Source organism: Terrabacter sp. RAF57 (assembly GCF_052113925.1).
Taxonomy (GTDB): Bacteria; Actinomycetota; Actinomycetes; order Actinomycetales; family Dermatophilaceae; genus Terrabacter.
This window is the reverse complement of the sequence record NZ_JBFRDT010000009.1, coordinates 118104-140254: the sequence shown is the minus strand read 5'-3', so window position 1 is coordinate 140254 and position 22151 is coordinate 118104. Positions and strand designations below refer to the sequence as shown.

Genomic DNA, 22151 nt, shown 5'->3' with positions numbered 1-22151 from the left:
GACCTGCCGGGCCACCTCCAGTCCCGACACGCCCGCCTCGAGCAGCCCCAACGCCTGCTCCCGCTGACCTACCGAATACCGCCTCAGCCCTGCAGTCATCGTCCCGCCTCACACGACATCCGTGTTGCGCAGACGATCTGAGACCGCCCTCCCTCGAGTGGGACTGAGCGCTCACTCGAGTGGGACTGAGCGCTCACTCGAGTGAGGGCGGGGTGGGGCTCGTAGGGTGGCGGGATGAGCTCTGCGCCCCCGTCCGACGCCCCCGCCACCGACGCGGACGGGCGGCCGGTCGCGGTGGTCACCGGCGGCACGCGCGGCATCGGGCTCGCCCTCGTGCGGGACCTCGCCCCGACCCACCACCTCGTCGTCGGCGGGCGCAGCGCCGAGTCGGTCGCGGACGTCGTCGCCTCGCTCCCGTCCGCCGAGGGGCTCGTCGCCGACCTCGCCGACTGCTCCCCCGGCGGGTCGCTCGACACCGCCCTCGCGGCGCTCGTCCCACGCCTACATCGGGTCGACGTGCTCGTCCACTCGGCCGGCGTCCTGCGCAACGGCACCGTCGCCGACGCGCCCGTGCAGGACTGGGCCGACTCGATGACCGTCAACGTCGTCGCCGTCGCAGCCGTCACCCGGGCGCTCCTGCCTGCCCTGCGCGTCGCCCACGGCCTCGTCGTCACCGTGAACTCGGGCTCCGGCCTGACGGCGACCCCTGCCTCGGGCGCCTACTGCGCCTCGAAGTTCGCCCTCCGAGCGCTCACCGACTCGCTGCGGCAGGAGGAGCGCGAGCACGGCGTCCGCGTCACCTCGCTCCACCCCGGCCGGGTCGACACCGACATGCAGCGCGAGCTCGTCGAGTTCGAGGGCGCCGAGTACGACCCGGGCTCCTACCTCGACGTCTCCTCGGTCGTCCGGGCCGCGCGCCTGGCCATCGACGCCGGCCCTGACGCGAGCGTCGACATGGTCTCGGTGCGCCCTCGCGGCTGGCGCCCCACGACCGCCTGATCAGATGCGGCTGGCGCCTCGGGTCGGGACGAGGGAGAGCCGGGCGAAGGCCAGCGCCTCGGCGAGATCGACCTCGCGCTGGTCCCGCCCCACCTTGCGCGTCGACACCTCGACGACGACGTCGCCGCCCCAGCCGCTGTCGGCGAGGTGCTCGAGCACGGCGCCGCACGGCTCGCCACCGCGCCCGGGGACGAGGTGCTCGTCGAGGAACGAGCCGAGTCCGTCGGCGAGGTGCAGGTGCGCGAGTCGCGACCCGAGCGACTGCGCCATGAGCAGCGCGTCGGAGCCGGCGGTCGCCGTGTGCGAGAGGTCGAGCGTCACGTTGTCGTAGGGCTGGCCCACCGGGTCCCAGTGCGGGAGGTAGGCCATGACCTCGCGCCGCGCCGTGCGCCACGGATACATGTTCTCCACCGCGAGCCTGATCCCCGACTCGTGCTCACGCAGCGCCACCCCGTCGACGAACCCGGCGGCATACTCCCGCTGCCAGCGGAAGGGAGGGTGCAGCACGACGGTGCCGGCACCCACCTCGAGCGCGAGGTCGATGGAACGGTCGACCTTGCCCCACGGGTCGGTCCCCCACACGCGCTGGGTCAGCAGCAGGGTCGGCGCGTGCACGGAGACGATCGGCAGGGCGTGCAGCTCCGACAGCGCCCGCAGGGCACCGGCCTCCTGCGTCACGGGGTCGGTCCAGACCATGACCTCGACCGCGTCGTAGCCGAGCCGCGCCGCGGTCGCGAAGGCGGTCGCCGCGTTGTCGGGGTAGAGCGAGGCGGTCGACAGGCCGACCCGGATGGTCATGCGGCCATTCTGCGCCACGCACCCGGGGCGGGTTCAGGCCGGTCCATGCGTCCGCTGTGAATCCGGTGCGTCACGACGTCAGGTGGTCGAGGCGACGGAGGATGAGGCCCTCGCGCAGGGCCCACGGGCAGATGTCGAGCTGCTCGACCTGGAGCAGGTCGAGCGCGGCCTCGGCGACGAGCGCCCCCGCGTAGAGCTGGCGGGCGCGACCCTCGGAGACCCCCGGCAGGTTCGAGCGTGCGGCGGTGTCGAGACGTCCGACGCGAGCCACGATCTCGTGGAGGTCATCGCGCGAGAGCGTCCGCGGCACGAACGGGCCCTCGGCGCGCGGCGCGGCACCCGCGATGCGAGCGAGCGAGCGCATCGTCTTGGAGGTCCCGACCGCTCGGTCGGGGCTCCCGGACGTCAGCAGCGGTCGCACGTGCTCGGCGAGGCTCGACCGGACGTGCGCACGCAGCTCGCGAGCGGCCAGCTCCGAGGGCGGGTCACCGGGCAGCCGCTCGCGGGTCAGGCGTCCGGCACCCAGCGGCAGGCTGAGGGCCACGTCGGGCTCCTCGTCGAGACCGCACGCCAGCTCGAGCGAGCCGCCGCCGATGTCGACGACGAGCAGGTGCCCGCTCGACCAGCCGAACCAGCGACGCACGGCGAGGAACGTCATCCGCGCCTCGTCCGCGCCGCTCAGGGCCTCGAGCTCGACGCCGGTCTCGGTGCGCACCCGCTCGATGATCGCCTCGCCGTTCGGCGACTCGCGCAGCGCCGACGTCGCGAAGGCGAAGAGGTCGCTGACGCCCTGGTCCTCCGCGACGTCGAGGCACTCGCGGATGAAGGCGACGAGCCGGTCGGCCGTCGCGTCGCTGACCCTGCCGTCGGCCTCGAGGCTCTCCGAGAGGCGGAGCTCGGTCTTGTGCGAGAAGGCAGGCAGCGGCTGCGCGCCGGGGTGTGCGTCGACGACGAGGAGGTGGATCGTGTTGGACCCGATGTCGATGACGCCCAGGCGCATGCCCCAACCCTAGTCAGGCCGCCGAACCCCGGACGCGGCTCCCGTGCCGGGCCGGTCACGGAACGTGGCGTATGCCGTCAGGCGGAGCGGCGGCTCAGCGTGAGCGAGGCGAGGGCGAGGGCTCCGGCGATGAAGGCCGCGACGATGCCGAGGTCGCCGAGCACCGCGGTCACAGGGTCGGCATTGCGCGCGATCTCCTTCATCGCGTCGACGGCGTAGGAGAGCGGCAGGACGTTGCTGACCCATTCGAGGACGGTCGGCAGCTGGTCGCGCGGGATGAGCAGCCCGCAGAGCAGGAACTGCGGCAGGAGGAAGGCGGGCATGAACTGCACCGCCTGGAACTCGGTGCGCGCGAAGCCGCTCGCGAGCAGGCCCAACGCCGTGCCGAGGACGGCGTCGAACACCGCGACGACGACGAGCAGCCACACCGGCCCGGCAACGCCGAGACCGCACACCCAGACCGCGAATCCCGTTGCGATCACGGCCTGCACGACGGCGAGCGCTCCGAAGGCCCCGGCATACCCGAGCATGAAGTCACCCTTGCCCATGGGCGTGGTGAGCAGACGCTCGAGCGTGCCGGACTGGCGCTCGCGCAAGGTCGCGACGGAGGTGACGATGAACATCACGACCATCGGGAAGACACCGAGCAGGGCCGGGCCGATCGCGTCGAAGACGGGCGTGCCGGTGTAGATCCACGCGAGCAGGCCGAGCAGGACGCACGGCACGACGATGATGAGGCCGATGGTGCGGTGGTCGGTGCGCACCTGGCGCAGGACGCGGCCGGAGGTGGCCGCGGTGAGTCCGGCGTTCACGACGAGCTCCTCTCTCCGGACCGGGCGGTCTCGGCGTCGATGAGGGCGAGGAAGGCGGCGTCGGCATCGACGGCGCCCGTCTGCTGGAGCAGCTCGGCCGGCGTGACGTCGGCGAGAACGCCACCCTCGCGGAGCAGCACGAGCCGGTCGCAGCGCGTCGCCTCGTCCATGACGTGGCTCGACACGACGAGCGAGTGTCCGCGATCGGCGAGGTGGCGGAAGAGGTCCCACAGGTCACGGCGCAGGACCGGGTCGAGGCCGACGGTGGGCTCGTCGAGCACGAGCAGGCTCGGCCGGCCGACGAGTGCGGCGGCGAGGGAGACGCGGGACTCCTGACCACCCGAGAGGTCCTGGACGAGCTGGTCGGCGTAGGGCACCAGGTCGGCTTCGGCGAGGGTGCGGTCGACGGCATCGCGCAGCTCGGCGCCGCGCAGCCCGATGGCCCGACCGAAGTAGGTGACGTTGTCGCGGACGCTGAGGTCGGCATAGACGCTGGGACTCTGCGTGACGTAGCCGACTCGGTCGCGCAGCGTGGGCGAGCCCGCCGGATGGCCGAGCACCGTGACGGTGCCCGACTCGACGATCTGCACGCCGACGATGCAGCGCATGAGCGTCGACTTGCCCGAGCCGGACGGCCCGAGCAGGCCGACCACCTGGCCGGCGGGGATCTCGAGGTCGAGGCCCGGGATGACCCGCCGCTTCCCGCGCACGACCTGCAGGCCGCTCACGGCGACCGCCGGACCACTGTTATTCATCATGTGATGAAATCTACTCCTGCTCGGGCACCCTGTCCACGAGATGGTGCTGGAGGACAGGTCCGATGCGCTCGACGAGCTGCTCGCGCGTCGCGTCGGCGAGCGCTGGCACCCGGATGACGTAGCGCGCCACGACGAGCCCGATCATCTGCGACGCGGCCAGGGCGCCGCGCAGCTGCGGGTCCGAGGCCCCGGTGCTCGCGGCGATGCGGCCGAAGACCTCGCGCCCGAGGAACTCCCGCAGCATGCGCGCGGCCTCCTCGCTCGTCATGCTCGACCGGACGAGCGCCACGAGGGCGTCACGCCGCTCCGGCGGCTCCCAGACCGTCAGGAAGGTCTCGACGATCCGCCACCCGAGCCGGTCGACGTCACCCGACGTGATGCGCGCGATGAGCTCGGCCGGGTCGACCGGCACGTCGAGCGTGGCTGCGAAGAGGCCCGCCTTGCCCTCGAAGTAGTGGTGCACGAGCGCCGGGTCGACGCCGGCCTCACGGGCGATCCCGCGCATGCTCGCCTTGTCGTATCCCTTGGCCGCGAACGACTTTCGAGCGGCGTCGACGATCACGGCGCGCGTGTCGGTGCCGCCGGGACGGCGTCCGCGCCCCTTCGGCGTCGTGTCGCTGCCGGCCCTCGACGTCATGCCCACACGCTAGCCCTCGAGTCGCGGGGCTCCTGGCGTATGCCGTCCGGCGGCGTCGCGCAGCACGGCCGCGGCGCGCTCGCCGCGGGCCCAGACCGCCCAGCGGTAGGGCGTCGTGCCGTGCATCGCGTCGACGACGGTCGGGTCGGCTCCGGCGTCGAGGAGCGCAGTGACGAGCTCGACGTCGTCCATGAAGGCCGCCTGATGCAGCGCCGTGCGACCGTTGCGGAGGCTGTCGACGCGAGCGCCGGCGGCGACGGCGGCGCGGACGGCTTCGGGCGTGGCCGCTCGATGGATGTCAGGCACCCTCGGGTCACCCGGCCACGTGCCGGTGACCGGGATGTCGTCACCCACCACGTCGTCCGGTGCCAGGTGCAACGCTCCCTGTGTCGCGAGGCCGTGCGCGACGAGGAGCGCGAGGCGGTCGACGAAACCGTGGGCGCGCGCCCAGTCGACCTGCCGCGCGAGCATCTCGTCGATCGTCTCGGCGGGCTCGCCCGTGCGGCGGGCCCAGACGTCGGAGGAGGGCCGGCCGAGCCCGTGCTCGAGGAGCAGCTCGAGGTGGCTGTCGTCGCGGTTGAACATCCGGTTGTAGAGCGCCTGCCGGTCGTTGGGGTCGGCGCCGCGCTCGAGGAGCAGCTCGCCGAGCGCCCGCCACTGCGGGTGCCGGGGCTGGCGGCCCGGCCCCTGCTCGCCCTCACCGAAGACGCCGGTCAGCGCGGTGAAGGCGGTGGGCAGCCCCTGCCAGAGGTAGCCGCTGTCGGGGTCGGCCCCGGCATCGAGCAGCACCCGCGCCGAGGAGACCGCCTCGCCCTGCGGCATCCGCGAGTAGACGACGTAGAGCAGGGGCGGCCATCGGAAGGGGCCGCCCTCGCGGGTCGCCGCTCCGCGGTCTGCGGYGACGTGCGCCCGCAGGGCATTCGCGTCGCCGGCGGCCGCGGCGACGAAGACGTCGCGGTTCACGAGATCCGGATCGTCCGCGAGCAGCCGCACCGCTCGGGCCCATCGCTCGGGCTCGTCGCGGTCCGTGTACGTCAGGCAGGCGAGCGCCGCTGCGAGAGAGGCGGACTCGCCAGTCGCCTCTCCGTCGGCTCGGTCGGCGCCACCCGACGCCGGGTCAAGGACGGCGGGGTCGCGGCTCAGGTCCGCGGCCGCCGTCAGGTAGGAGCGCAGCCGCGGCCAGCTCGCGAAGCCGAGCCGTCGCGCCACGACGAGCTGCGCGTCGGACAGCGCAAACGACGCCGTCTCGCCTCGCAGCCCCTCGGGGTGCAGTCGGGACACCAGGCGCAGTGCGACCGGTTGGGCGGACCGGACGGCGCGCTGCAGGCTGCGTGCATCGCGCCGCAGGTGCTCGAGGTCGGGGTTCTGGGGCAGGGACAGGGCCATGACGGCCTCCTCTCGTCGTGCCCGCGTGCGCTGGTCGGGCCGAAAGGAGGTCGGACCGCATGCTGCCGTGCCCCAGGGAGGCTGAGCCCCTTCCCGCGCACCGGAGGCGCCCTGGACGCCACGGTCAGCGTACGCCGATGCCCGCACCCGGGGAAGCACACGGCATACGCACGCAGGGCCCGCTCGCGACGCACCATCCACGGGGTGGGCGTCGTCGGCGCGGTGGAAACGTCGGCGGCATAGGGTGAGCCGGTGGCTGAAGCACCTCTGGACCTCCCCCGCGTCTGGGTCGAGTTCACCGACCCCGCCGACACGAACCAGCGCTACCGCTGTGACCTGACGTGGCTCACGAGCAGCTGGACGTGCATCTTCGGCAGCGGCTGCCAGGGCATCTACGCCGGCCGGCCCGACGACGGGTGCTGCACCCTCGGCGCCCACTTCACCGAGAAGGACGACTGGAAGCGCGTCGCCAAGGCCGTCGAGGACCTCGGCGAGGACGAGTGGGAGTACCACTCGGTCGGCCGCGCCACGGGGAGCAAGGACGACTGGACCGAGAAGGAGGACGGCGCGCGCAAGACGAAGGTCGTCGACGGCGCCTGCATCTTCCTCAACCGACCCGGCTTCCCGGCGGGCGCCGGGTGCGCGCTCCACCAGCACGCGGTCCTCACCGGCGTCGAGCCGCACACCCTCAAGCCCGACGTGTGCTGGCAGCTGCCGATCCGCCGCACCTTCCGCACCGTCGAGCTGCCCGACGACTCGAGCTACCTCGAGGTGACGATCACCGAGTACGACCGCCGCGGCTGGGGCCCCGGCGGCCACGACCTCGACTGGTACTGCTCCGGCAACTCCGAGGCGCACGTCGGCCGCGAGCCGGTCTACCGCTCCAACGCGCCCGAGCTCACCGAGCTCATGGGACCGCTCGCCTACGCCGAGCTGGCGATCCGCGCCGAGGCGCACCTCGCCCAGGTCAAGGCTGTCCGCGCGCGCGGTGTGCGCAAGCTGCTGCCGCTGCTCGTGCACCCCGCCACGATCGAGGCGCAGCGCAACCCATGAGCGACGACTCCGGGATCATCCCCTCCCCCAACATCTGGGAGACCCCCGACGTCTACGAGGTCGAGAACCGCGGCGTCGACCGCGCCCACGTCATCGAGGACGCGATGCGCTCGGTCCTCGACTGGTCGGGTCTCGACGTCGTCGACATCGGGTGCGGCACGGGCTACCACCTGCCGTTCTTCGCCCGCGATGCACACTCGGTCATCGGGGTCGAGCCACACCCACCGCTCGCTTCGCTTGCGGCACAACGCATCTCGGGTCTGCCGTCCGTCTCGGTCCGTGAAGAGGGCGCGGCTGCGATGGGGGTGGCCGACCGGTCGTTCGACGTCGCGCACGCGCGGTGGGCGTACTTCTTCGGCCCCGGGTGCGAGCCGGGGCTCGCCGAGCTCGACCGCGTCATGCGGCCGGGCGGCGCGGCGTTCGTCGTCGACAACGACGCGACCCGCTCGACGTTCGGTCAGTGGTTCCGCCGGGCGCTGCCGGGCTACGACCCGCGCGCGGTCGAGCGCTTCTGGGAGCGGCAGGGCTGGCAGCGCGAGCGCCTCGACATCCGGTGGGACTTCGACTCGCGCGAGGACTTCGAGGCCGTCGTCGGCATCGAGTTCGCACCCGAGCACGCCGACCTCATCCTCGCCGAGCATCCCGACGCCACCGGCGTCGACTACGCCGTCAACCTCTGGCACCGACGCTACTGACGCCCGTCGAGAGGCCAGCTCGGGCCGCCCCAGACCCGTCGAGAGGGCCGGGCCCGACGTGGTCATTCCTACCCATGCCCTGCGTCGGGGATGGGCACCGCTGCCGACGCGGTGACCGCCCTGCCCCTCCTACCGTCGAGACATCGACCACCGGGAGGACACCATGGAGACCATCGAGACCGTCATCATCGGCGCGGGCCAGGCAGGGCTGGCCATGGCGCACGAGCTCGCCGAGCGGGGGCGTGAGTGCGTGCTCCTCGAGCGCAACGAGGCCGTCGGGGACGGCTGGCGCCAGCAGTACGACTCGCTCCGGCTCTACTCCTCCGTCCGGCACGACTCCCTGCCCGGGATGCCGTTCCCGGGCGACCCCCGGTCGTTCCCCGGCAAGGACGAGGTCGCCGCCTACCTCCAGTCGTATGCCGCCCGCTTCGGTCTGCCCGTTCGCCTCGGCGTGCGGGTGGAGCGGCTTGCAGCCGCGCCGGCGGGCGACGGCTTCGTCATCACGACCGACCGCGGCAGCATCGCCTGTCGCAACGTCGTCGTCGCGACGGGGACCTTCGGGCGGGCGCCGCACGTGCCGGCCTTCGCGGCCGACCTCGACGCGTCGATCCTCCAGCTGCACTCGAGCCAGTACCGGCGGCCCAGCCAGCTGCGCGACGGGTCGGTGCTCGTCGTCGGCGCCTCGCACTCCGGCTGCGACATCGCCTACGAGCTCGCCGAGGGCCGGCGCACCGTGCTGGCCGGGCGTGACTGCGGCCAGATCCCCGTGCGCTGGGACACCCCCGCCGTGCACGTGGCGTTCCCCTTCCTGCTCTTCGCGTGGCGTCACGTGCTGACGCGCCGGACGCCGGTCGGCCGGAAGATGATGGCCGAGATCCGCCACCACGGCGGACCGATGCTCCGGGTCAAGCGGGAAGACCTCGCCGCGCGTGGTGTCGAGCGCCAGGTGCAGCGCGTCACCGGCGTGACCGACGGACGCCCGACCCTCGACGACGGGACGGTCCTCGACGTCGCCAACGTCGTCTGGGCCACGGGGTTCGAGCAGCGATTCGACTGGATCGACCTCCCCATCACCGGCGAGGACGGCTGGCCGCGGGAGTACCGCGGTGTCTCGACGGACGTGCCCGGCCTCTTCTTCTGCGGGCTCGCCTTCCAGTACGCGTTCGCCTCGATGGTGCTGCCCGGCGTCGGTCGCGACGCGGCCCACGTGGCGACCCACATCGCCAGGCGGTCGACCGCGCCCACCACGCCGCTCGAGGTGGGCGCCGCTGCCGGGTGAGACCACCCGGGGGGTGCGGTGCCGGACCGGTCGAGGGTCTCGACCGGTCCGGTTCCCAGTGGTTCGGCGAGGTCAGGGCTGACGGCGTACGAGGTCGTGCTCGAAGGCGAAAGCCGCTGCGGCCGTGCGGCTCCCGACGTCGAGCTTGGTGAAGATGTTGCTCAGGTGGCGGGCCACGGTCCGGTCGCTCAGCACGAGCGCGGTCGCGATCTGGGCGTTGCTCCGGCCCTCGGCGACGAGGCCGAGCACCTCGGCCTCGCGCTCGGTGAGGCCCGCGGGTCGCGTGCCGGGTGAGCCCAGCCGGTCGAGCGCGACGACGTCGGGTCGGGCGCCGAGCGCCACGAGCACCTCTCGCGCCGAGGCCAGTGACCGCCGGGCAGACTCGTCGTCGCCGAGCGCGAGGAGCGCCCGCCCGCCGGCCGCCTGGGCGAGCGCGGCCTCGTGCGGCACGTCGAGGCGCACCCAGGCCTGGTGCGCCTTGCGCAGGTAGGGCAGCGCACCCGCCGGGTCGCCGGCAGCCAGCTCGACGCGGCCCCAGGCCGTGGCCGCCGTCGCGGCGAGCACCTCTGACCCGAAGGACTCCGCGAGGCCGTCGAGCTCGCGAGCGCCGTCCCGGGCTGCGTCGACGTCGTTCGCGGCCAGCAGGACCTCCACGGCGGCCGGCAGGATCCTGCTGCGTCGCACCGCCGGTCCCGGCTCACCGAGCAGCCTGCGCACCGCGGCGAGCGCAGCAGCCGTCCTCCCCCGGGCCAGCCAGAGCAGGGCCGACCCCGGCTGCGGGTCGTAGCCGTGCTCCGCACTCAGCTGGTAGGCCGCGTCGGCGGCCTCGAGGTCGCCGCGCAGGCGCAGCAGGTCGCCGCGTTCGCAGGCGGCCTGCCCGACGGCGTCGGTGGCACTCGCCAGCCGGTAGCGCTCGATGGCGGCCGTGAGCTCGTCGAGCGCGGCGTCCCAGGCGCCGTGGGCGCGCATCACCTGCGCGCGGTGCAGGCTGCACTGCCCGGTGAAGGTCACGAGGCCGGGTTGGTCGGTGCACCAGCGGTGCAGCAGCTGCGTCCACTCGACGACGCGGCGCAGGTCGGAGACCTCCTGACAGCCCTCGATGGCCGTGCAGTAGACGTGCCCGAGCATGACCGGGGCCAGGGTCCGGGTCGTCGCCTCGAGCATCGACTCGTCGAGGAGGGAGAGACCATCGGTCACGCGGTCGCCGTAGATGGCCATCCGACCCTGGGCGCACAGCCCGGTCGCCAGCAGGCCTGCGTCGTCATGGCGTCGTCCGGCCTCGGTCGCCTCGAGCGCGCACGCGTGGGCCTCCGCGAAGCGACCCGCACCGAGGTGCGTGAACATCCGCGCGAACGCGACGTAGCCGGACTCCAGGCTCCCGTCGGGCAGTGCCGCGACGAGGCGGTCACCGCGGCTGAGCCACGCAGCTGCCGCAGAGTGGTCTCCGCTCGTGCGGCCGATCATCGACAGGTGGAAGGCGCACCGAGCGGCCCCTGCGGTGTCGTGCTCGGAGAGCCTGACGTCGAAGGCCCGCCGATAGCGCTCGACGGCGTCCGTCATGCGTCCGAGCAGGTGCGCTGCGGCGGCGGACGACTCGAGGTCGTCGGCCGTCAGCCCCGCGGGCTCGACCGCGGACCACCGGTCGAGGGCGGCCGACCACTCACCGCGCTCGAACTCGGCTCTGGCGCGGACCAGCTCGTCGACGACACCCACGGCACCCTCCTGCCCCGCAGGCTACGCCCGCCGACGTGACCTTTCGACGGGTTCAGTCGGTGAGGTCGAGGGCGATGTCGACGATGGGTGAGCTGTGCGTCAGGCCGCCGACCGACACGAAGTCGACCCCGGTCCCGGCGTACGCCCGCACGACCTCGAGCGTCAGACCACCGGTCGCCTCGATCTCGACGGGCTCGCCGGCGGCGCGGAGCAGGGCGACGGTCTCGCCGAGCACGTCGACGCTCATGTTGTCGCACATGATGAAGCGCGCCCCGGCGTCGTAGGCCTCCTGCGCCTCGGCCGGCGTCGTCACCTCGACCTGCACGTCGACGTCTGGGAAGCGCCCGCGGACGAGCGCGTACGCCGCCGCCACCGAGCCGGCCGCGAGCTTGTGGTTGTCCTTGATCATCGCGACGTCGTAGAGACCCATGCGCTTGTTCGTGCCGCCGCCGCAGCGCACGGCGTACTTCTCGAGCCAGCGCATGCCCGGCGTCGTCTTGCGCGTGTCGAGGACCATCGTCGACGTGCCCTCGAGCGCGTCCGCCCAGCGACGGGTGTGGGTGGCCACGCCCGACAGCCGGCTCAGGATGTTGAGGATCGTCCGCTCGGCCACGAGGATCACCTGGGTGGGCCCGGTCAGCCGCGCGATGACGTCGCCGCGCTCCAGCCGCGAGCCGTCGTCGCCCACGACCTCGACCGTCGGCACGTCGCGGCCGAGCTGCTCCGCGACCGCCGCCAGCACGAGGCCGATGACCGGCACGCCTGCGACGACGCCCGGCGCCCGCGCGACGATCTCGGCCGTTCGCGTCTGGTCGGAGGGGATGGTCGCGAGCGTCGTCACGTCGACACCCTCGGGACCGAGGTCCTCACGCAGGGCGACCGTGACGAGCTCTCGCGCCCACTCGTGCGGGAACCCGCTCAGCCCGTCGCCGCTCACTGCGTCTCCTCCGTCGATCCCACCGGTTGCGTATGCCGTCCAGCCCCGTTCGCGGGTCGCGCCCCGTCCGCGCGGTCCTCGTCGAGCACGTCGAGCGGCACCGAGCCGTCGAGGTCGAGGCCGTCGAGGTTCGAGCGGGGCACGGGCACGACCGTCGCCTCGAGCACGCCGGAGCCGGAGCGCTGCAGGTGCACGTGGTGCAGGAAGTGCGCGTCGTCGCGGGCCGGGTGGTCCTCGCGCACGTGACCGCCACGGGTCTCGTCACGCAGCGCCGCGGCATACGTCAGCGCGCGTCCGAGGTGGAGCAGGTTGGTCGTCTCCCAGCTCTTGGGACCGCCCTGCTTGTCGGCGTCGTCGGCGACGGCGCGCGCCGCGAGCGCCGCGAGGGTCTCTTGTGTCGCGGCGAGCGACGCGGCTGAGCGCACCGTGCCGGACCCCGACGTCATGGCGCGCTGCACGTCGAGGCGGCGCTTGCCGCGGATCAGCTCGGGCTCACCGACCGGTGCGACGGGCGTCGTCTCGGGGAGCTCGCCGGCGCCGAGCCGGGCGGTGAGGTGGTCGGCGATGCGGCGCGCGAAGACGAGCCCCTCGAGGAGCGAGTTGCTCGCGAGGCGGTTGGCGCCGTGGACGCCGGTGCACGAGGTCTCGCCGCACGCGTAGAGGCCCTCGAGCGAGGAGCGACCGCGCAGGTCGGTGCGCACGCCACCGCTCGCGTAGTGCTGCGCGGGTGCGACCGGGAGCAGCTGGGTCGCAGGGTCGAAGCCGAGCTCGCGGCAGCGCTGGACGATCGAGGGGAAGCGCTGCTCGAGGAACTCGGCGCCGAGGTGGCGGCAGTCGAGGTAGACGTGGTCGGCGCCGGTCTCGCGCATCCGGGCGATGATGGCGCGGGCCACGACGTCGCGCGGCGCGAGGTCGGCGAGCGGGTGCTGGCCCTGCATGAAGCGCTCGCCCGCCTCGTCGACGAGGAAGGCGCCCTCGCCGCGGACCGCCTCGGAGATGAGCGGCTGCTGGCCTCGCGAGCCCTCGCCGAGCCACAGGACCGTCGGGTGGAACTGGACGAACTCGAGGTCGGCGAGCACGGCGCCGGCACGCAGTGCGGCCGCCATGCCGTCTCCGGTCGCGACGGACGGGTTCGTCGTCGAGGCGTAGATCTGGCCGAGTCCACCGGTGGCGAGCACGACGGCACGGGCGTGGGCCGCGCCGACCCCGTCGACCTGCCCCTCGCCGATGACGTGGAGCGTCACGCCGCACACCCGGGCGTCCGCGTCGGTCAGCAGGTCGACGACGAGGGCGTGCTCGATCACCTCGATGCCGGGGTCGTCGCGCACGCGGTCGAGGGCGGCGATGAGGGCTCGGCTGATCTCGCGGCCCGTGGCGTCGCCACCGGCATGGAGGATGCGATCGCGGTGGTGCCCGCCCTCGCGGGTCAGCGACAGCCCGCCCGTGTCGCCACGGTCGAACTCGGCCCCGAGGGCGATGAGGTCCCAGACGGCGTCGGTGCCCTCGCGCACGAGCGCCTCGACGGCGTCGACGTCACAGAGACCGACACCGGCGACGAGGGTGTCGTGGATGTGCTCGGCGGCGCTGTCCTCCGGCGACATGACGGCGGCGATGCCGCCCTGCGCCCAGGCCGTCGAGCCCTCGTCGAGGACGGTCTTGGTCACGAGGAGCACGCGGTCGACGCGGCGCCTCAGCCGCAGGGCCGTCGTCAGGCCGGCGACGCCGGAGCCGACGACGATGACGTCGGCGGTGGTCGTCCAGCCGGGCGCGGGCGCACGCAACCGCCGGGGGACGGTCACGTCGGGGAGCCCGCTCTGCGGCATACGGCTGGCCTCTCAGTCCTGGTACTCGTGGTGTCGCTCGGTGACGGCGGAGGTCATGAGACCGACGCCGTCGGGCACGTCACCTGCATCGTGCCCCACCTCGATGATGCGGTTGTCGTCGTCGACGAAGACGACCTGCGGCTCGAAGGTGCGTGCCTCGGCATCGTCCATCGCGGCGTACGCGATGATGATGACCGTGTCACCGGGCGAGATGAGCCGGGCCGCCGCGCCGTTGATGCAGACGATGCCCGTGCCGCGCTCGCCCTCGATCGCGTAGGTCGTCAGGCGGTTGCCGTTGTCGACGTCGACGACGTCGACCTGCTGGCCCGGCCACAGGTCGGCGGCGTCGAGCAGGTCGCGGTCGATCGTCAGTGAGCCGACGTAGTGCAGGTCGGCCTGCGTCACCGTGGCCCGGTGGATCTTCGAGTGAAGCATGAAGCGCTGCACGGCAGGGTCCTCGGAATCGTCTGTGGTGGAGGGGGACTCAGGGCTGGGAGAAGGTCTCGAGCGCGCCGCCGCCGGGGCCGACGAGCACCGGCAGGTTGTCGATGAGACGAGTCGTACCCACTCGGCCCGCCACGGCGAGCAGCGCCTCGCCGCGATACCACTCCGGCACGTCCTCGAGCGTGTCCGGGTGGACGAGCACGAGGTAGTCGACGAGCGCGAGCGGCTCGCGCACGAGCACGGCCCGCGCGGCCCGACGGACGGCCGACGGGCCCTCGGGAGCGGCGTCGGCTCCCGCTCGCAGCGCGGCCGACAGGCACAGGGCCGTCTCTCGGTCGGAGTCGGTGAGGTAGGTGTTGCGGCTCGACATCGCGAGACCGTCGGGCTCGCGGACGGTCGGCACCGCCACGACCCGCACCGGGAAGTCGAGGTCGCGGCACATCCGGCGGATGAGGAGCAGCTGCTGGGCGTCCTTCTGCCCGAAGTAGGCGGCGCTGCACCGGGTCAGATGCATGAGCTTGCCGACGACGGTGAGCATGCCGTCGAAGTGGCCGGGTCGCGACTGGCCCTCGAGGACGTCACCGAGCGGGCCGGCGGAGACGCGGACGCCCGGGTCGCCGTCGGGGTAGATGACGTCGGGCGTCGGGGCGAAGACGACGTCGACGCCCGCGGCCGTGCAGATCTCGAGGTCGGCGTCGAAGGTGCGCGGGTAGCGCGAGAGGTCCTCCTTGGGCCCGAACTGGAGCGGGTTGAGGAAGATCGTCACGACGACGTGGCGGTGGGTCTTGCGTGCCTGGTGGATGAGCGTCGCGTGCCCCTCGTGCAGCGCGCCCATCGTCATGACGACGGCGACGTCGTCGTCGTCGTCGAGCGCCGACCGGGCCTCGCTCAGCTCGTCCCTCGTCCGCGCCACCACGGGCGACGCGGGGCGCGTGTCGGTGATGACGGCGGCGTCGGCGGTGTGGTCGCCGGCGCCGGTGGTCGTGCCGGTGGTCGTGCCGGGTGTCGTGCCGGTGGCGGTGGTGTCAGTCACGGTTGGTCCTCCTCGTGCGCGAGCAGCTCGAGCAGCGGGCCGGCGTCGGAGGCGCGGAGGCGTCCGCTGAGCAGCGCTCGCTGCGCCGTCGCGCGGGCCAGGGCGAGGTAGGTCGGGCGAATGTCCGGGGCGACCTTGCGCAGCATCGCGACGTGCCCGGCCACGGTACCGGCATCGCCGCGCGCGACCGGACCGGTGAGGGCTGCGTCACCCCGGCGGAGGGTGTTGGAGAGCGCGGCGGTCAGGAGCGGTTCGAGCACGCGGGCCGGGTCGTCGACGCCGGCCTCGCCGAGCAGCTGCATCGCCTGGGCCACGAGCGTGACGAGGTGGTTCGAGCCGTGCGCGAGGGCCGCGTGGTAGGTGACGCGGTCCTCCTCGGCGATCCACACCGGGTCGCCGCCCATCTCGATGACGAGCGCCTCGCCGAGGGGCCGCGCGAGGTCGAGGGTCGTCACCCCGAAGCAGCAGTCCTGGAGCCGGTCGAGGTCGAGCTCGGTGCCGGTGAACGTCATCGCCGGGTGGATCGCGAGGGGCACGATGTCACTTCCGGCCGCCGCCTCGAAGACCGAGATGCCGTGCGCCCCGGACGTGTGCATGACGAGCTGTCCGGGCGTGAAGGTGCCCGTGGCGCTGAGACCCGCGACGAGGTCGGCGAGGGCGTCGTCCGGCACGGCGAGGACCACGAGGTGGGCACCCGAGACGACCTCGGGGATCGGCTTGACCGGTACACCCGGCAGCAGCATGGCCGCCCGTTCGCGGCTCTCCTCGCTGACGGCCGAGACGCCGCTGACGACGTGACCGGCTCGTGCGAGGGCGGCCCCGAGGACGGCGCCGACGCGACCGGCGCCCACGACGCCGACGTCGAAGCGCGCGGGACGCTCGTGCGGGGTGCTCACCCACGGCACGCTATCGCCTACAGTCGGCGGTCGTGGATCCCCTTCCTTGGCGCGAGGCGTGGCACGAGGCGTTGTATGCCGCCGGGCAGGGTTTCTACGTCACGCGCGGTGGGCCCGCGGCGCACTTCACGACGGCCGCCCACGGTCCGACGGGGGCGGCCCTGGCCCGGGCCCTGCTCAGACTCCCCGAGCACCCCGTCCGAGTGGTCGTGGACCTCGGCGCCGGACGCGGCGAGCTGGCCACGCACCTCGTGGAGGCCATGGACCCGACCGAGCCCCGGGGTCGGCGCACCCCCGACACCACGAGGGTGGTGGCGGTCGACGTCGTCGACCGGCCGGACGGGCTCGACGACCGGGTGGACTGGGTCCGCTCCCCCGGGGGCTCAGTCCTGCCGCCCGAGCTGACCGGCCTGCACGACGCCCTCGTCATCGCCCACGAGTGGCTCGACGTCGTGCCGTGCACCGTCGCCGAGGTCGACAGCGACGGCGTCCTGCGCGAGGTGCTCGTCGACCCGACGATTGGCGTGGAGTCGCTCGGGCCCCGGCTCCGCGACGCCGACCGGCGCTGGGCCGAGGCCCACTGGCCCACGAGCACGCCGGGCGACCGCCTCGAGATCGGCCTGACCCGCGACGAGGCGTGGGCCGACCTCGTCTCCCGGGTCGAGGACGGGACGCTCATCGCCGTGGACTACGGCCACACGGCGACGGAACGTCCGTCCGGGGGGACGCTCACGGCATACGCCAGCGGTCGGCTGACGACGCCCGTGCCCGACGGCTCGTGCGACGTGACGGCCCATGTCGCGATGGACACCCTCGACGCCGACGAGGTGCTGACCCAGCGCGAGGCACTGCAGGCGCTCGGGCTGACGGGCACCACGCCGTCGCACGCGGTCGCGACGACCGACCCGCTCGCCTACCTCGCCGCGCTCGAGCGGGCGAGCGTCGAGGCACGGCTGCTCGCCCGGGACGGCTTCGGCCGCTTCCGGTGGGCGGTGAAGCGCGTCCGCGGGCACGACGTAACCTGAACGGCATGCGTCGTCTCGCCTCCGCGCTGCTCGCCCTCGGACTCCTCGTCGCCGTGCCGGCGACCGCCTTCGCGCACGACGTCCTCGAGCGCACGAACCCCGCCGACGGCACGAGCGTCACGCAGCTGCCGGGCACCGTGGTGCTCACCTTCTCGGAGGCCCCGCTCGAGATCGGCACCCAGGTCGTCGTCACCGGGCCGACGGGACCCGTGTCGTCCGGCAGCCCGACGATCGAGGGCCGCGACGTGACGCAGGCCCTCGCGCCGAACGCGCCCGGGGGCGACTACACGGTGTCCTACCGCGTCACCTCCGACGACGGCCACCCCGTCACCGGCACGTTCTCCTTCCACGCGGCGATCGGGCTCGACGGGTCCACCGCCACGGCCGGTGCGACCGTGCACGTCAAGCCCGCCGCCGGCACCGACGACGCCGAAGGCTCGCTCCTCGTGCCGATCCTGCTCACCATCGTGGGCACCGTCGTGCTTCTCGGGGTCGGTGGCTTCCTCGTGCTGCGTGGCCGCGAGGCCGACCGCACCTGACGAAGGCTGGCGCGGCCAGACGCGGCCGGCGAGCCCGTCAGTCGGGCTCGGGCAGCGACTCCGGCAGCGACTCCGGCACCGGGTCCGGCACCGGCTCGGGCAGGGGCTGGTTGAGGAACCAGCGGTGCCCGAACGGGTCGTGGAAGACGGCGAGCCGGCCGATCGGCGGGTTGTCCTCGGGTGCGCGGTCAACGGTGGCCCCTGCGCCCTGTACCCGGCGGCAGAGGGCGTCGACGTCCGTCACCGTGAGGTGCAGCGTGACGGCGTTGCCACGGCCCGGGTCCGGCGGGGCGACTCCCGCGGACTCGAACGCGTCGGACATCATCCACCGGGCGCCGTCGACAGCCAGCTCGCAGTGCCCGACGTGCCCGTCGTCCATGACGATCGGGTCGACGACGACCTCCGCGCCGAGGTGAGCGCGGTACCACTCGATCGCGGCCCGCGAGTCGGCCACGCAGATGTACGGCGTCAGCTCAGCCATGTCGTTCTCTCCCTCGGTCGGTGCTCCGGTCAGGTCCTGCGCTCGGCGCGACGACGAGCCGCTCGTAGCCGCGCAGCACGAACGTCGGTCGCCGCACCGCGTCGACGACCTCGATCGGCCCGAGCCGCTCGAGGAGGGCTCGAGTCGAGATCTCCAGCTCCATCCGCGCCAGCGGCGCCCCGAGGCAGAAGTGGATGCCGGCGCCGAAGGCCAGGTGCGGGTTGGGCTCGCGCCATGCGTCGAAGCGGTCGGGGTCGGCGAAGACGGCCGGGTCGCGGTTGGCGGCCCCGAGCAGCGCCGCCACCTTCTGGCCGGCCCTGACCGTGACCCCGTGGAGCTCGACGTCGGCCGTGGCGGTGCGCTCGAAGAGGTGCAGCGGTGAGTCGTGCCGGAGCATCTCCTCGACGAGTCGCTCGACGGAGGCCTGGTCGTCGAGGGCGTCGAGCACCGCGTCACGCTCCCCCGCGTCGGCGAGCAGCGACGCCAGACCGTTCCCGAAGCCGTTGACGCTCGCCTCGTGCCCGGCGTTGAGCAGCAGCACGACCGTCGCGACGAGCTCGCGGGGCGAGAGGCGGTCGCCGCCGTCCCTCTCCTGGACGAGCGAGGTCAGCAGGTCCTCGCCGGGCGCGGCCGCCCGCTCCGCCGCGAGCGCGTCGACGTACGAGGCGAACTCGTCGCAGGCGCGCTGGGCGTCCCGCTGGGACTCGGGGTCGGGGTCGACCTCGTACATCCGGACGATGGCCTGGGACCAGTCCCGGAGCACCTTCCAGTCCGCGGTCGGCGCACCGAGCAGCTCACAGATGACGAGGACGGGCAGCGGCTCGGCGTAGGTGGAGATCACGTCGACCCGGCCGTCCCGGTCGAGGATCCGCTCGACATCGTCGAGCAGCCCTGCCGCGATCTCCTCGACCCGCGGACGGAGTCGCGCCACGTGCCCCCGGGCGAACGCGCCGGCCACGAGGCGGCGCAGCCGCGTGTGCTTCGGCGGCTCCGAGTCGAGGATCGAGTCGGCGTGCAACCAGTCGAACGTCGTCCACGCGTCGTCACCCTCGGAACGCGGCCGCAGGATCCGCCCGAGCCGCCGGTCACGCAGGACGTCGTTGGCAGCAGCGTGCGTCGTCGTCACCCAGAGGCCCAGACCCTCGTGCCACAGGACCGGCGCCTGCTCACGGGCTGCGGCGAGGGGCGCGTAGGGCTCGGTCACGACGGCGGGGTCGCGCAGGTCGAACAGGTCGGTCACCCCCACACTCTGCCCGACCGGGGCCGCCCCGGGGAGGGGCCACACGGCATACGCCCTCCGCATGGGCCGTAGGCTCGGGCCCATGACGGAGACCACCGCCTCGTCGCCGAGCCGGCGTCAGGCCCTGACCGTCGGCATCGGCGCGGGCGGGCTCGCGACCGCCGACATGGTGCTCAACATCGGGCCTCAGCACCCCGCGACGCACGGCGTCCTCCGCCTGCGCATCGTCGTCGACGGCGAGCGGATCATCAGCGCCGAGCCGATCGTCGGCTACATGCACCGGGGCGCCGAGAAGCTCTTCGAGGTCCGCGACTACCGCCAGATCATCGTGCTCGCCAACCGGCACGACTGGCTCAGCGCCTTCTCCAACGAGCTCGGCGTCGTGCTCGGCGTCGAGCAGATGCTCGGCATGGAGGTGCCGGAGCGGGCCGTCTGGGCGCGCACCGCACTCGCCGAGCTCAACCGCGTGCTCAACCACCTGATGTTCCTCGGCTCCTATCCCCTCGAGCTCGGCGCCATCACGCCGGTCTTCCACGCGTTCCGCGAGCGCGAGGAGCTCCAGGCCGTCATGGAGGAGGTCTCCGGCGGGCGCATGCACTACATGTTCAACCGCGTCGGCGGCCTCAAGGAGGACCTCCCGGCCGGCTGGATGGGCCGTGTCGACAAGGCGATCGCCAACGTTCGGAGGCGCCTGCCCGACCTCGAGCGGCTCATCGTCGGCAACGAGATCCTCGAGGCCCGCACCCGGGGCGTCGGGGTGCTGCCCCTGGCCACGGTCCAGGCCTACGGCGTCTCGGGCCCCATCGCACGCGCCAGCGGCCTCGACGTCGACCTGCGCCGCGACGCGCCCTACCTTGCCTACGGCGAGCTCTTCGGCGACAAGGGCCCGGGCCGCGTCGTGACCCGGACCGCCGGCGACTGCCTCTCGCGCCTCGAGGTGCTGCTCGAGCAGGTGCACGTGTCGCTCGACCTCGCGCAGGCCTGTCTCGACCGGCTCGTCCAGCTGCCGCAGGGCCCGATCAACGTCAAGCTCCCCAAGGTGCTCAAGGTGCCCGAGGGCGAGATCTACTGCGCGACCGAGAACCCCCTCGGCTTCAACGGCTACTACCTCGTCTCGCGCGGCGAGAAGACCCCGTGGCGCCTCAAGCTGCGCTCGGCGTCGTTCAACAACGTCAGCGTGCTGAGCGAGATGCTGCCCGGCCAGCTCATCGCCGACATGGTCGCGATCCTCGGTTCGATGTTCTTCGTCGTCGGGGACGTCGACAAGTGAGGGGTCGTATGCCGTCCGCCCGGGTCTCGCGCGCGACGCTCCTCCGCGCCGCCGCCGTCACCGTCATCACCGCGACCGTGACGCTCGCGGCGGCCTGCTCCGACGAGGACACCGTCGACACGATCCCGCCGCCGTGGCCCGTCCGGACGACGACGCCGGACGGCCCCCCTCAGCCACCGTCGGTGTCGACCACGACGCCAGCACCCACCTCGACGATCACCGTCGCCGGCACCACGTAGGGCCCGGCCGCTCAGAAAGCCGGCACCCCGAGCACCCGCGGCCTGCCCGAGGCGATGTCGATGACCAGCCGCGTGCCGAGCGGCTGCGCCAGGTGCAGCCGCGCGGGGCGCGACGCGTAGTCGGCGGTGCAGGCCGTGTCCTTCGGCAGCGGCGGCGTCGTGCCGCCGACGACCACCATGTCGTCGAGCTCGACGACGTGCGCGACGAGACCCGCGTCGCAGCCTCCCCCTGCGATGCCGACCTCGACGGTCGCGCCCTCGACGCGCCTGAGCGAGTCCGCGCCGTGAAACTCGGGCGGCGCGTCGGGCAGCCCGGGCAGCGGCCCCAGGCGCTGAGGCTGCGCGAACACCCCGTCGGCGACGGCGATCACCGAGATGGGGTGAGCGAGGCCGTCGACGGTGAGGCGCCAGACCGGCACGGTCGCGTCTCCTCCGCTCGTGCGCACCGCGGCCTCGACCAGTACCGCCTCGGACACGACGAGCCGGCACTGCGCGGCGGGGATGCCGTCACAGTCCCTGGGCTTGCTCAGAGCACCCTCGAGAGCACGGTCCAGGGCCGGGCGGACTCCGACGAGGTCGACCGGTCGAGACGAGCCGTCGGGCAGCCGGAGGGTCCCGGAGCCTGCGACAGCCTGGTCGACGGCCGGCGCGAGCGTGACGTGCCCGTAGGTCCACGCGACCTTCTGCTCGCCCGTGTCGAAGCCCTCGAGGAGCGCCCAGCTCGACAGGAGCACGGGTTGGGTGGGGACCGGCGGCGGGCCGGCGCGGCGTACGGCATCGGCGACCACCTTTGCGCGGTCGGCGAACTCGGCCGACGGAGCACGGACGGGCAGCATGCCGGGGTCCGGGCTCGGCAGGGGCGGCACCGGTGCCGAGGCCGTGGCATCGTGTGCCGGCACGCTGGTGCCGACGCCACCGTCCGCACGACCCGGAGCATCGGCCGAGCCGCATCCCGTCAGCAGCACGAGCCCCAGGGCGAACGTGCCCATCCTCGATACCGCGCGACGAGAGCCCCGTGACGTCATACCTGTGATGACAGCACGGGAACGCCGATCGTTGCATCCAAACCCGTCACGATCCGGCCACGCGTCACG

General features: G+C 73.3%; 23 protein-coding genes. 8 read left to right on the top strand and 15 right to left on the bottom strand.

Features of this window, described 5'->3' with window-relative positions; genetic code table 11:
- Positions 1 to 234 precede the first annotated feature (234 nt).
- Positions 235 to 999, top strand: a complete 765-nt coding sequence (locus AB4Y83_RS12640) for an SDR family oxidoreductase (RefSeq protein ID WP_442276865.1) — start codon at positions 235 to 237, stop codon at positions 997 to 999.
- Here the strand turns inward: AB4Y83_RS12640 and AB4Y83_RS12635 are convergent, their stop codons facing one another.
- From AB4Y83_RS12635 to AB4Y83_RS12610, 6 genes are all read right to left on the bottom strand, one after another.
- The gene (locus AB4Y83_RS12635) at positions 1000 to 1797 is read right to left on the bottom strand and encodes a sugar phosphate isomerase/epimerase family protein (RefSeq protein ID WP_442276866.1); all 798 of its coding nucleotides are present in this window, start codon (positions 1795 to 1797) and stop codon (positions 1000 to 1002) included.
- 70 nt (positions 1798 to 1867) lie between these two features.
- Complete coding sequence (locus tag AB4Y83_RS12630) at positions 1868 to 2797, bottom strand: Ppx/GppA phosphatase family protein (RefSeq protein WP_442276867.1); 930 nt, start codon at positions 2795 to 2797, stop codon at positions 1868 to 1870.
- A gap of 77 nt (positions 2798 to 2874) precedes the next feature.
- Positions 2875 to 3609 carry an ABC transporter permease gene (locus AB4Y83_RS12625; protein ID WP_056773583.1) on the bottom strand — a complete coding sequence of 245 codons (735 nt, stop codon included), beginning with the start codon at positions 3607 to 3609 and terminating at the stop codon, positions 2875 to 2877.
- Positions 3606 to 4367 (bottom strand): ABC transporter ATP-binding protein, encoded by a 762-nt coding sequence (locus tag AB4Y83_RS12620; protein ID WP_442297079.1) that lies wholly within the window; start codon positions 4365 to 4367, stop codon positions 3606 to 3608. Before AB4Y83_RS12620 ends, AB4Y83_RS12625 begins: the two co-directional genes overlap by 4 nt.
- A gap of 10 nt (positions 4368 to 4377) precedes the next feature.
- Positions 4378 to 5004: a TetR/AcrR family transcriptional regulator gene (locus AB4Y83_RS12615; RefSeq protein ID WP_442276869.1), complete on the bottom strand. Its 627-nt coding sequence runs from the start codon at positions 5002 to 5004 to the stop codon at positions 4378 to 4380.
- A gap of 9 nt (positions 5005 to 5013) precedes the next feature.
- Complete coding sequence (locus tag AB4Y83_RS12610; protein WP_442297078.1) at positions 5014 to 6390, bottom strand: hypothetical protein; 1377 nt, start codon at positions 6388 to 6390, stop codon at positions 5014 to 5016.
- A 252-nt stretch (positions 6391 to 6642) separates the two neighbouring features.
- Here AB4Y83_RS12610 and AB4Y83_RS12605 point away from each other — a divergent pair, with 252 nt between their 5' ends.
- From AB4Y83_RS12605 to AB4Y83_RS12595, 3 genes are all read left to right on the top strand, one after another.
- Complete coding sequence (locus AB4Y83_RS12605; RefSeq protein WP_020145095.1) at positions 6643 to 7443, top strand: hypothetical protein; 801 nt, start codon at positions 6643 to 6645, stop codon at positions 7441 to 7443.
- A complete protein-coding gene (locus tag AB4Y83_RS12600) occupies positions 7440 to 8138 on the top strand; it encodes a class I SAM-dependent methyltransferase (RefSeq protein ID WP_442276872.1) in 699 nt (232 codons plus the stop codon). The genes AB4Y83_RS12605 and AB4Y83_RS12600 overlap by 4 nt, the downstream gene beginning before the upstream one ends.
- A 163-nt stretch (positions 8139 to 8301) precedes the next feature.
- Positions 8302 to 9417: a flavin-containing monooxygenase gene (locus tag AB4Y83_RS12595; protein WP_442297077.1), complete on the top strand. Its 1116-nt coding sequence runs from the start codon at positions 8302 to 8304 to the stop codon at positions 9415 to 9417.
- 72 nt (positions 9418 to 9489) lie between these two features.
- On the opposite strand, the gene AB4Y83_RS12590 is transcribed toward AB4Y83_RS12595, so the two are convergent.
- From AB4Y83_RS12590 to AB4Y83_RS12565, 6 genes are all read right to left on the bottom strand, one after another.
- Positions 9490 to 11130 (bottom strand): LuxR C-terminal-related transcriptional regulator, encoded by a 1641-nt coding sequence (locus AB4Y83_RS12590; RefSeq protein ID WP_442276874.1) that lies wholly within the window; start codon positions 11128 to 11130, stop codon positions 9490 to 9492.
- A gap of 52 nt (positions 11131 to 11182) precedes the next feature.
- On the bottom strand, positions 11183 to 12067 hold the full coding sequence (gene nadC, locus AB4Y83_RS12585; RefSeq protein ID WP_442276875.1) for a carboxylating nicotinate-nucleotide diphosphorylase: 885 nt from the start codon (positions 12065 to 12067) through the stop codon (positions 11183 to 11185).
- Positions 12064 to 13890, bottom strand: a complete 1827-nt coding sequence (locus AB4Y83_RS12580) for an L-aspartate oxidase (protein ID WP_442297076.1) — start codon at positions 13888 to 13890, stop codon at positions 12064 to 12066. The genes nadC and AB4Y83_RS12580 overlap by 4 nt, the downstream gene beginning before the upstream one ends.
- 12 nt (positions 13891 to 13902) lie before the next feature.
- Positions 13903 to 14337: an aspartate 1-decarboxylase gene (gene panD / locus AB4Y83_RS12575; RefSeq protein ID WP_442297075.1), complete on the bottom strand. Its 435-nt coding sequence runs from the start codon at positions 14335 to 14337 to the stop codon at positions 13903 to 13905.
- 37 nt (positions 14338 to 14374) lie between these two features.
- Positions 14375 to 15277 (bottom strand): pantoate--beta-alanine ligase, encoded by a 903-nt coding sequence (gene panC / locus AB4Y83_RS12570; protein ID WP_442297082.1) that lies wholly within the window; start codon positions 15275 to 15277, stop codon positions 14375 to 14377.
- An 86-nt stretch (positions 15278 to 15363) separates the two neighbouring features.
- Positions 15364 to 16272 carry a Rossmann-like and DUF2520 domain-containing protein gene (locus tag AB4Y83_RS12565; protein WP_442276878.1) on the bottom strand — a complete coding sequence of 303 codons (909 nt, stop codon included), beginning with the start codon at positions 16270 to 16272 and terminating at the stop codon, positions 15364 to 15366.
- Positions 16273 to 16295: 23 nt separating this feature from the next.
- On the opposite strand from AB4Y83_RS12565, the gene AB4Y83_RS12560 reads away from it, so the two are divergent.
- Together AB4Y83_RS12560 and AB4Y83_RS12555 are read left to right on the top strand one after the other, a co-directional pair.
- The gene (locus AB4Y83_RS12560) at positions 16296 to 17288 is read left to right on the top strand and encodes an SAM-dependent methyltransferase (protein ID WP_442297074.1); all 993 of its coding nucleotides are present in this window, start codon (positions 16296 to 16298) and stop codon (positions 17286 to 17288) included.
- A 5-nt stretch (positions 17289 to 17293) separates the two neighbouring features.
- Positions 17294 to 17827: a copper resistance CopC family protein gene (locus AB4Y83_RS12555; protein WP_442276880.1), complete on the top strand. Its 534-nt coding sequence runs from the start codon at positions 17294 to 17296 to the stop codon at positions 17825 to 17827.
- Positions 17828 to 17864: 37 nt separating this feature from the next.
- Here AB4Y83_RS12555 and AB4Y83_RS12550 read toward each other — a convergent pair whose 3' ends face one another.
- Positions 17865 to 18308, bottom strand: coding sequence for a VOC family protein (locus AB4Y83_RS12550; protein WP_442276881.1), 444 nt, complete (start codon positions 18306 to 18308; stop codon positions 17865 to 17867).
- Positions 18301 to 19548 carry a cytochrome P450 gene (locus AB4Y83_RS12545; RefSeq protein WP_442297073.1) on the bottom strand — a complete coding sequence of 416 codons (1248 nt, stop codon included), beginning with the start codon at positions 19546 to 19548 and terminating at the stop codon, positions 18301 to 18303. Before AB4Y83_RS12545 ends, AB4Y83_RS12550 begins: the two co-directional genes overlap by 8 nt.
- A gap of 82 nt (positions 19549 to 19630) precedes the next feature.
- On the opposite strand from AB4Y83_RS12545, the gene AB4Y83_RS12540 reads away from it, so the two are divergent.
- Both AB4Y83_RS12540 and AB4Y83_RS12535 read left to right on the top strand, forming a co-directional pair.
- Entirely contained in the window at positions 19631 to 20818 is a 1188-nt protein-coding gene (locus AB4Y83_RS12540; protein ID WP_442276883.1) for an NADH-quinone oxidoreductase subunit D, read from the top strand.
- Between the two features lie 8 nt (positions 20819 to 20826).
- Positions 20827 to 21057: a hypothetical protein gene (locus AB4Y83_RS12535; RefSeq protein WP_442276884.1), complete on the top strand. Its 231-nt coding sequence runs from the start codon at positions 20827 to 20829 to the stop codon at positions 21055 to 21057.
- 11 nt (positions 21058 to 21068) lie between these two features.
- On the opposite strand, the gene AB4Y83_RS12530 is transcribed toward AB4Y83_RS12535, so the two are convergent.
- On the bottom strand, positions 21069 to 22046 hold the full coding sequence (locus AB4Y83_RS12530) for a hypothetical protein (RefSeq protein ID WP_442297072.1): 978 nt from the start codon (positions 22044 to 22046) through the stop codon (positions 21069 to 21071).
- Between the last annotated feature and the right edge of the window lie 105 nt (positions 22047 to 22151).

Bases quoted from the DNA above. Each gene is read 5' to 3' on its own strand.
- AB4Y83_RS12630 (WP_442276867.1), bottom strand. From the start codon at position 2,797: ATGCGCCTGGGCGTCATCGACATCGGGTCCAACACGATCCACCTCCTC.
- AB4Y83_RS12595 (WP_442297077.1), top strand. From the start codon at position 8,302: ATGGAGACCATCGAGACCGTCATCATCGGCGCGGGCCAGGCAGGGCTG.
- AB4Y83_RS12620 (WP_442297079.1), bottom strand. From the start codon at position 4,367: ATGATGAATAACAGTGGTCCGGCGGTCGCCGTGAGCGGCCTGCAGGTC.
- AB4Y83_RS12640 (WP_442276865.1), top strand. From the start codon at position 235: ATGAGCTCTGCGCCCCCGTCCGACGCCCCCGCCACCGACGCGGACGGG.
- AB4Y83_RS12615 (WP_442276869.1), bottom strand. From the start codon at position 5,004: ATGACGTCGAGGGCCGGCAGCGACACGACGCCGAAGGGGCGCGGACGC.
- AB4Y83_RS12635 (WP_442276866.1), bottom strand. From the start codon at position 1,797: ATGACCATCCGGGTCGGCCTGTCGACCGCCTCGCTCTACCCCGACAAC.
- AB4Y83_RS12550 (WP_442276881.1), bottom strand. From the start codon at position 18,308: ATGGCTGAGCTGACGCCGTACATCTGCGTGGCCGACTCGCGGGCCGCG.
- AB4Y83_RS12530 (WP_442297072.1), bottom strand. From the start codon at position 22,046: ATGGGCACGTTCGCCCTGGGGCTCGTGCTGCTGACGGGATGCGGCTCG.
- AB4Y83_RS12600 (WP_442276872.1), top strand. From the start codon at position 7,440: ATGAGCGACGACTCCGGGATCATCCCCTCCCCCAACATCTGGGAGACC.
- AB4Y83_RS12540 (WP_442276883.1), top strand. From the start codon at position 19,631: ATGACGGAGACCACCGCCTCGTCGCCGAGCCGGCGTCAGGCCCTGACC.
- AB4Y83_RS12555 (WP_442276880.1), top strand. From the start codon at position 17,294: ATGCGTCGTCTCGCCTCCGCGCTGCTCGCCCTCGGACTCCTCGTCGCC.
- AB4Y83_RS12580 (WP_442297076.1), bottom strand. From the start codon at position 13,890: ATGCCGCAGAGCGGGCTCCCCGACGTGACCGTCCCCCGGCGGTTGCGT.
- AB4Y83_RS12535 (WP_442276884.1), top strand. From the start codon at position 20,827: ATGCCGTCCGCCCGGGTCTCGCGCGCGACGCTCCTCCGCGCCGCCGCC.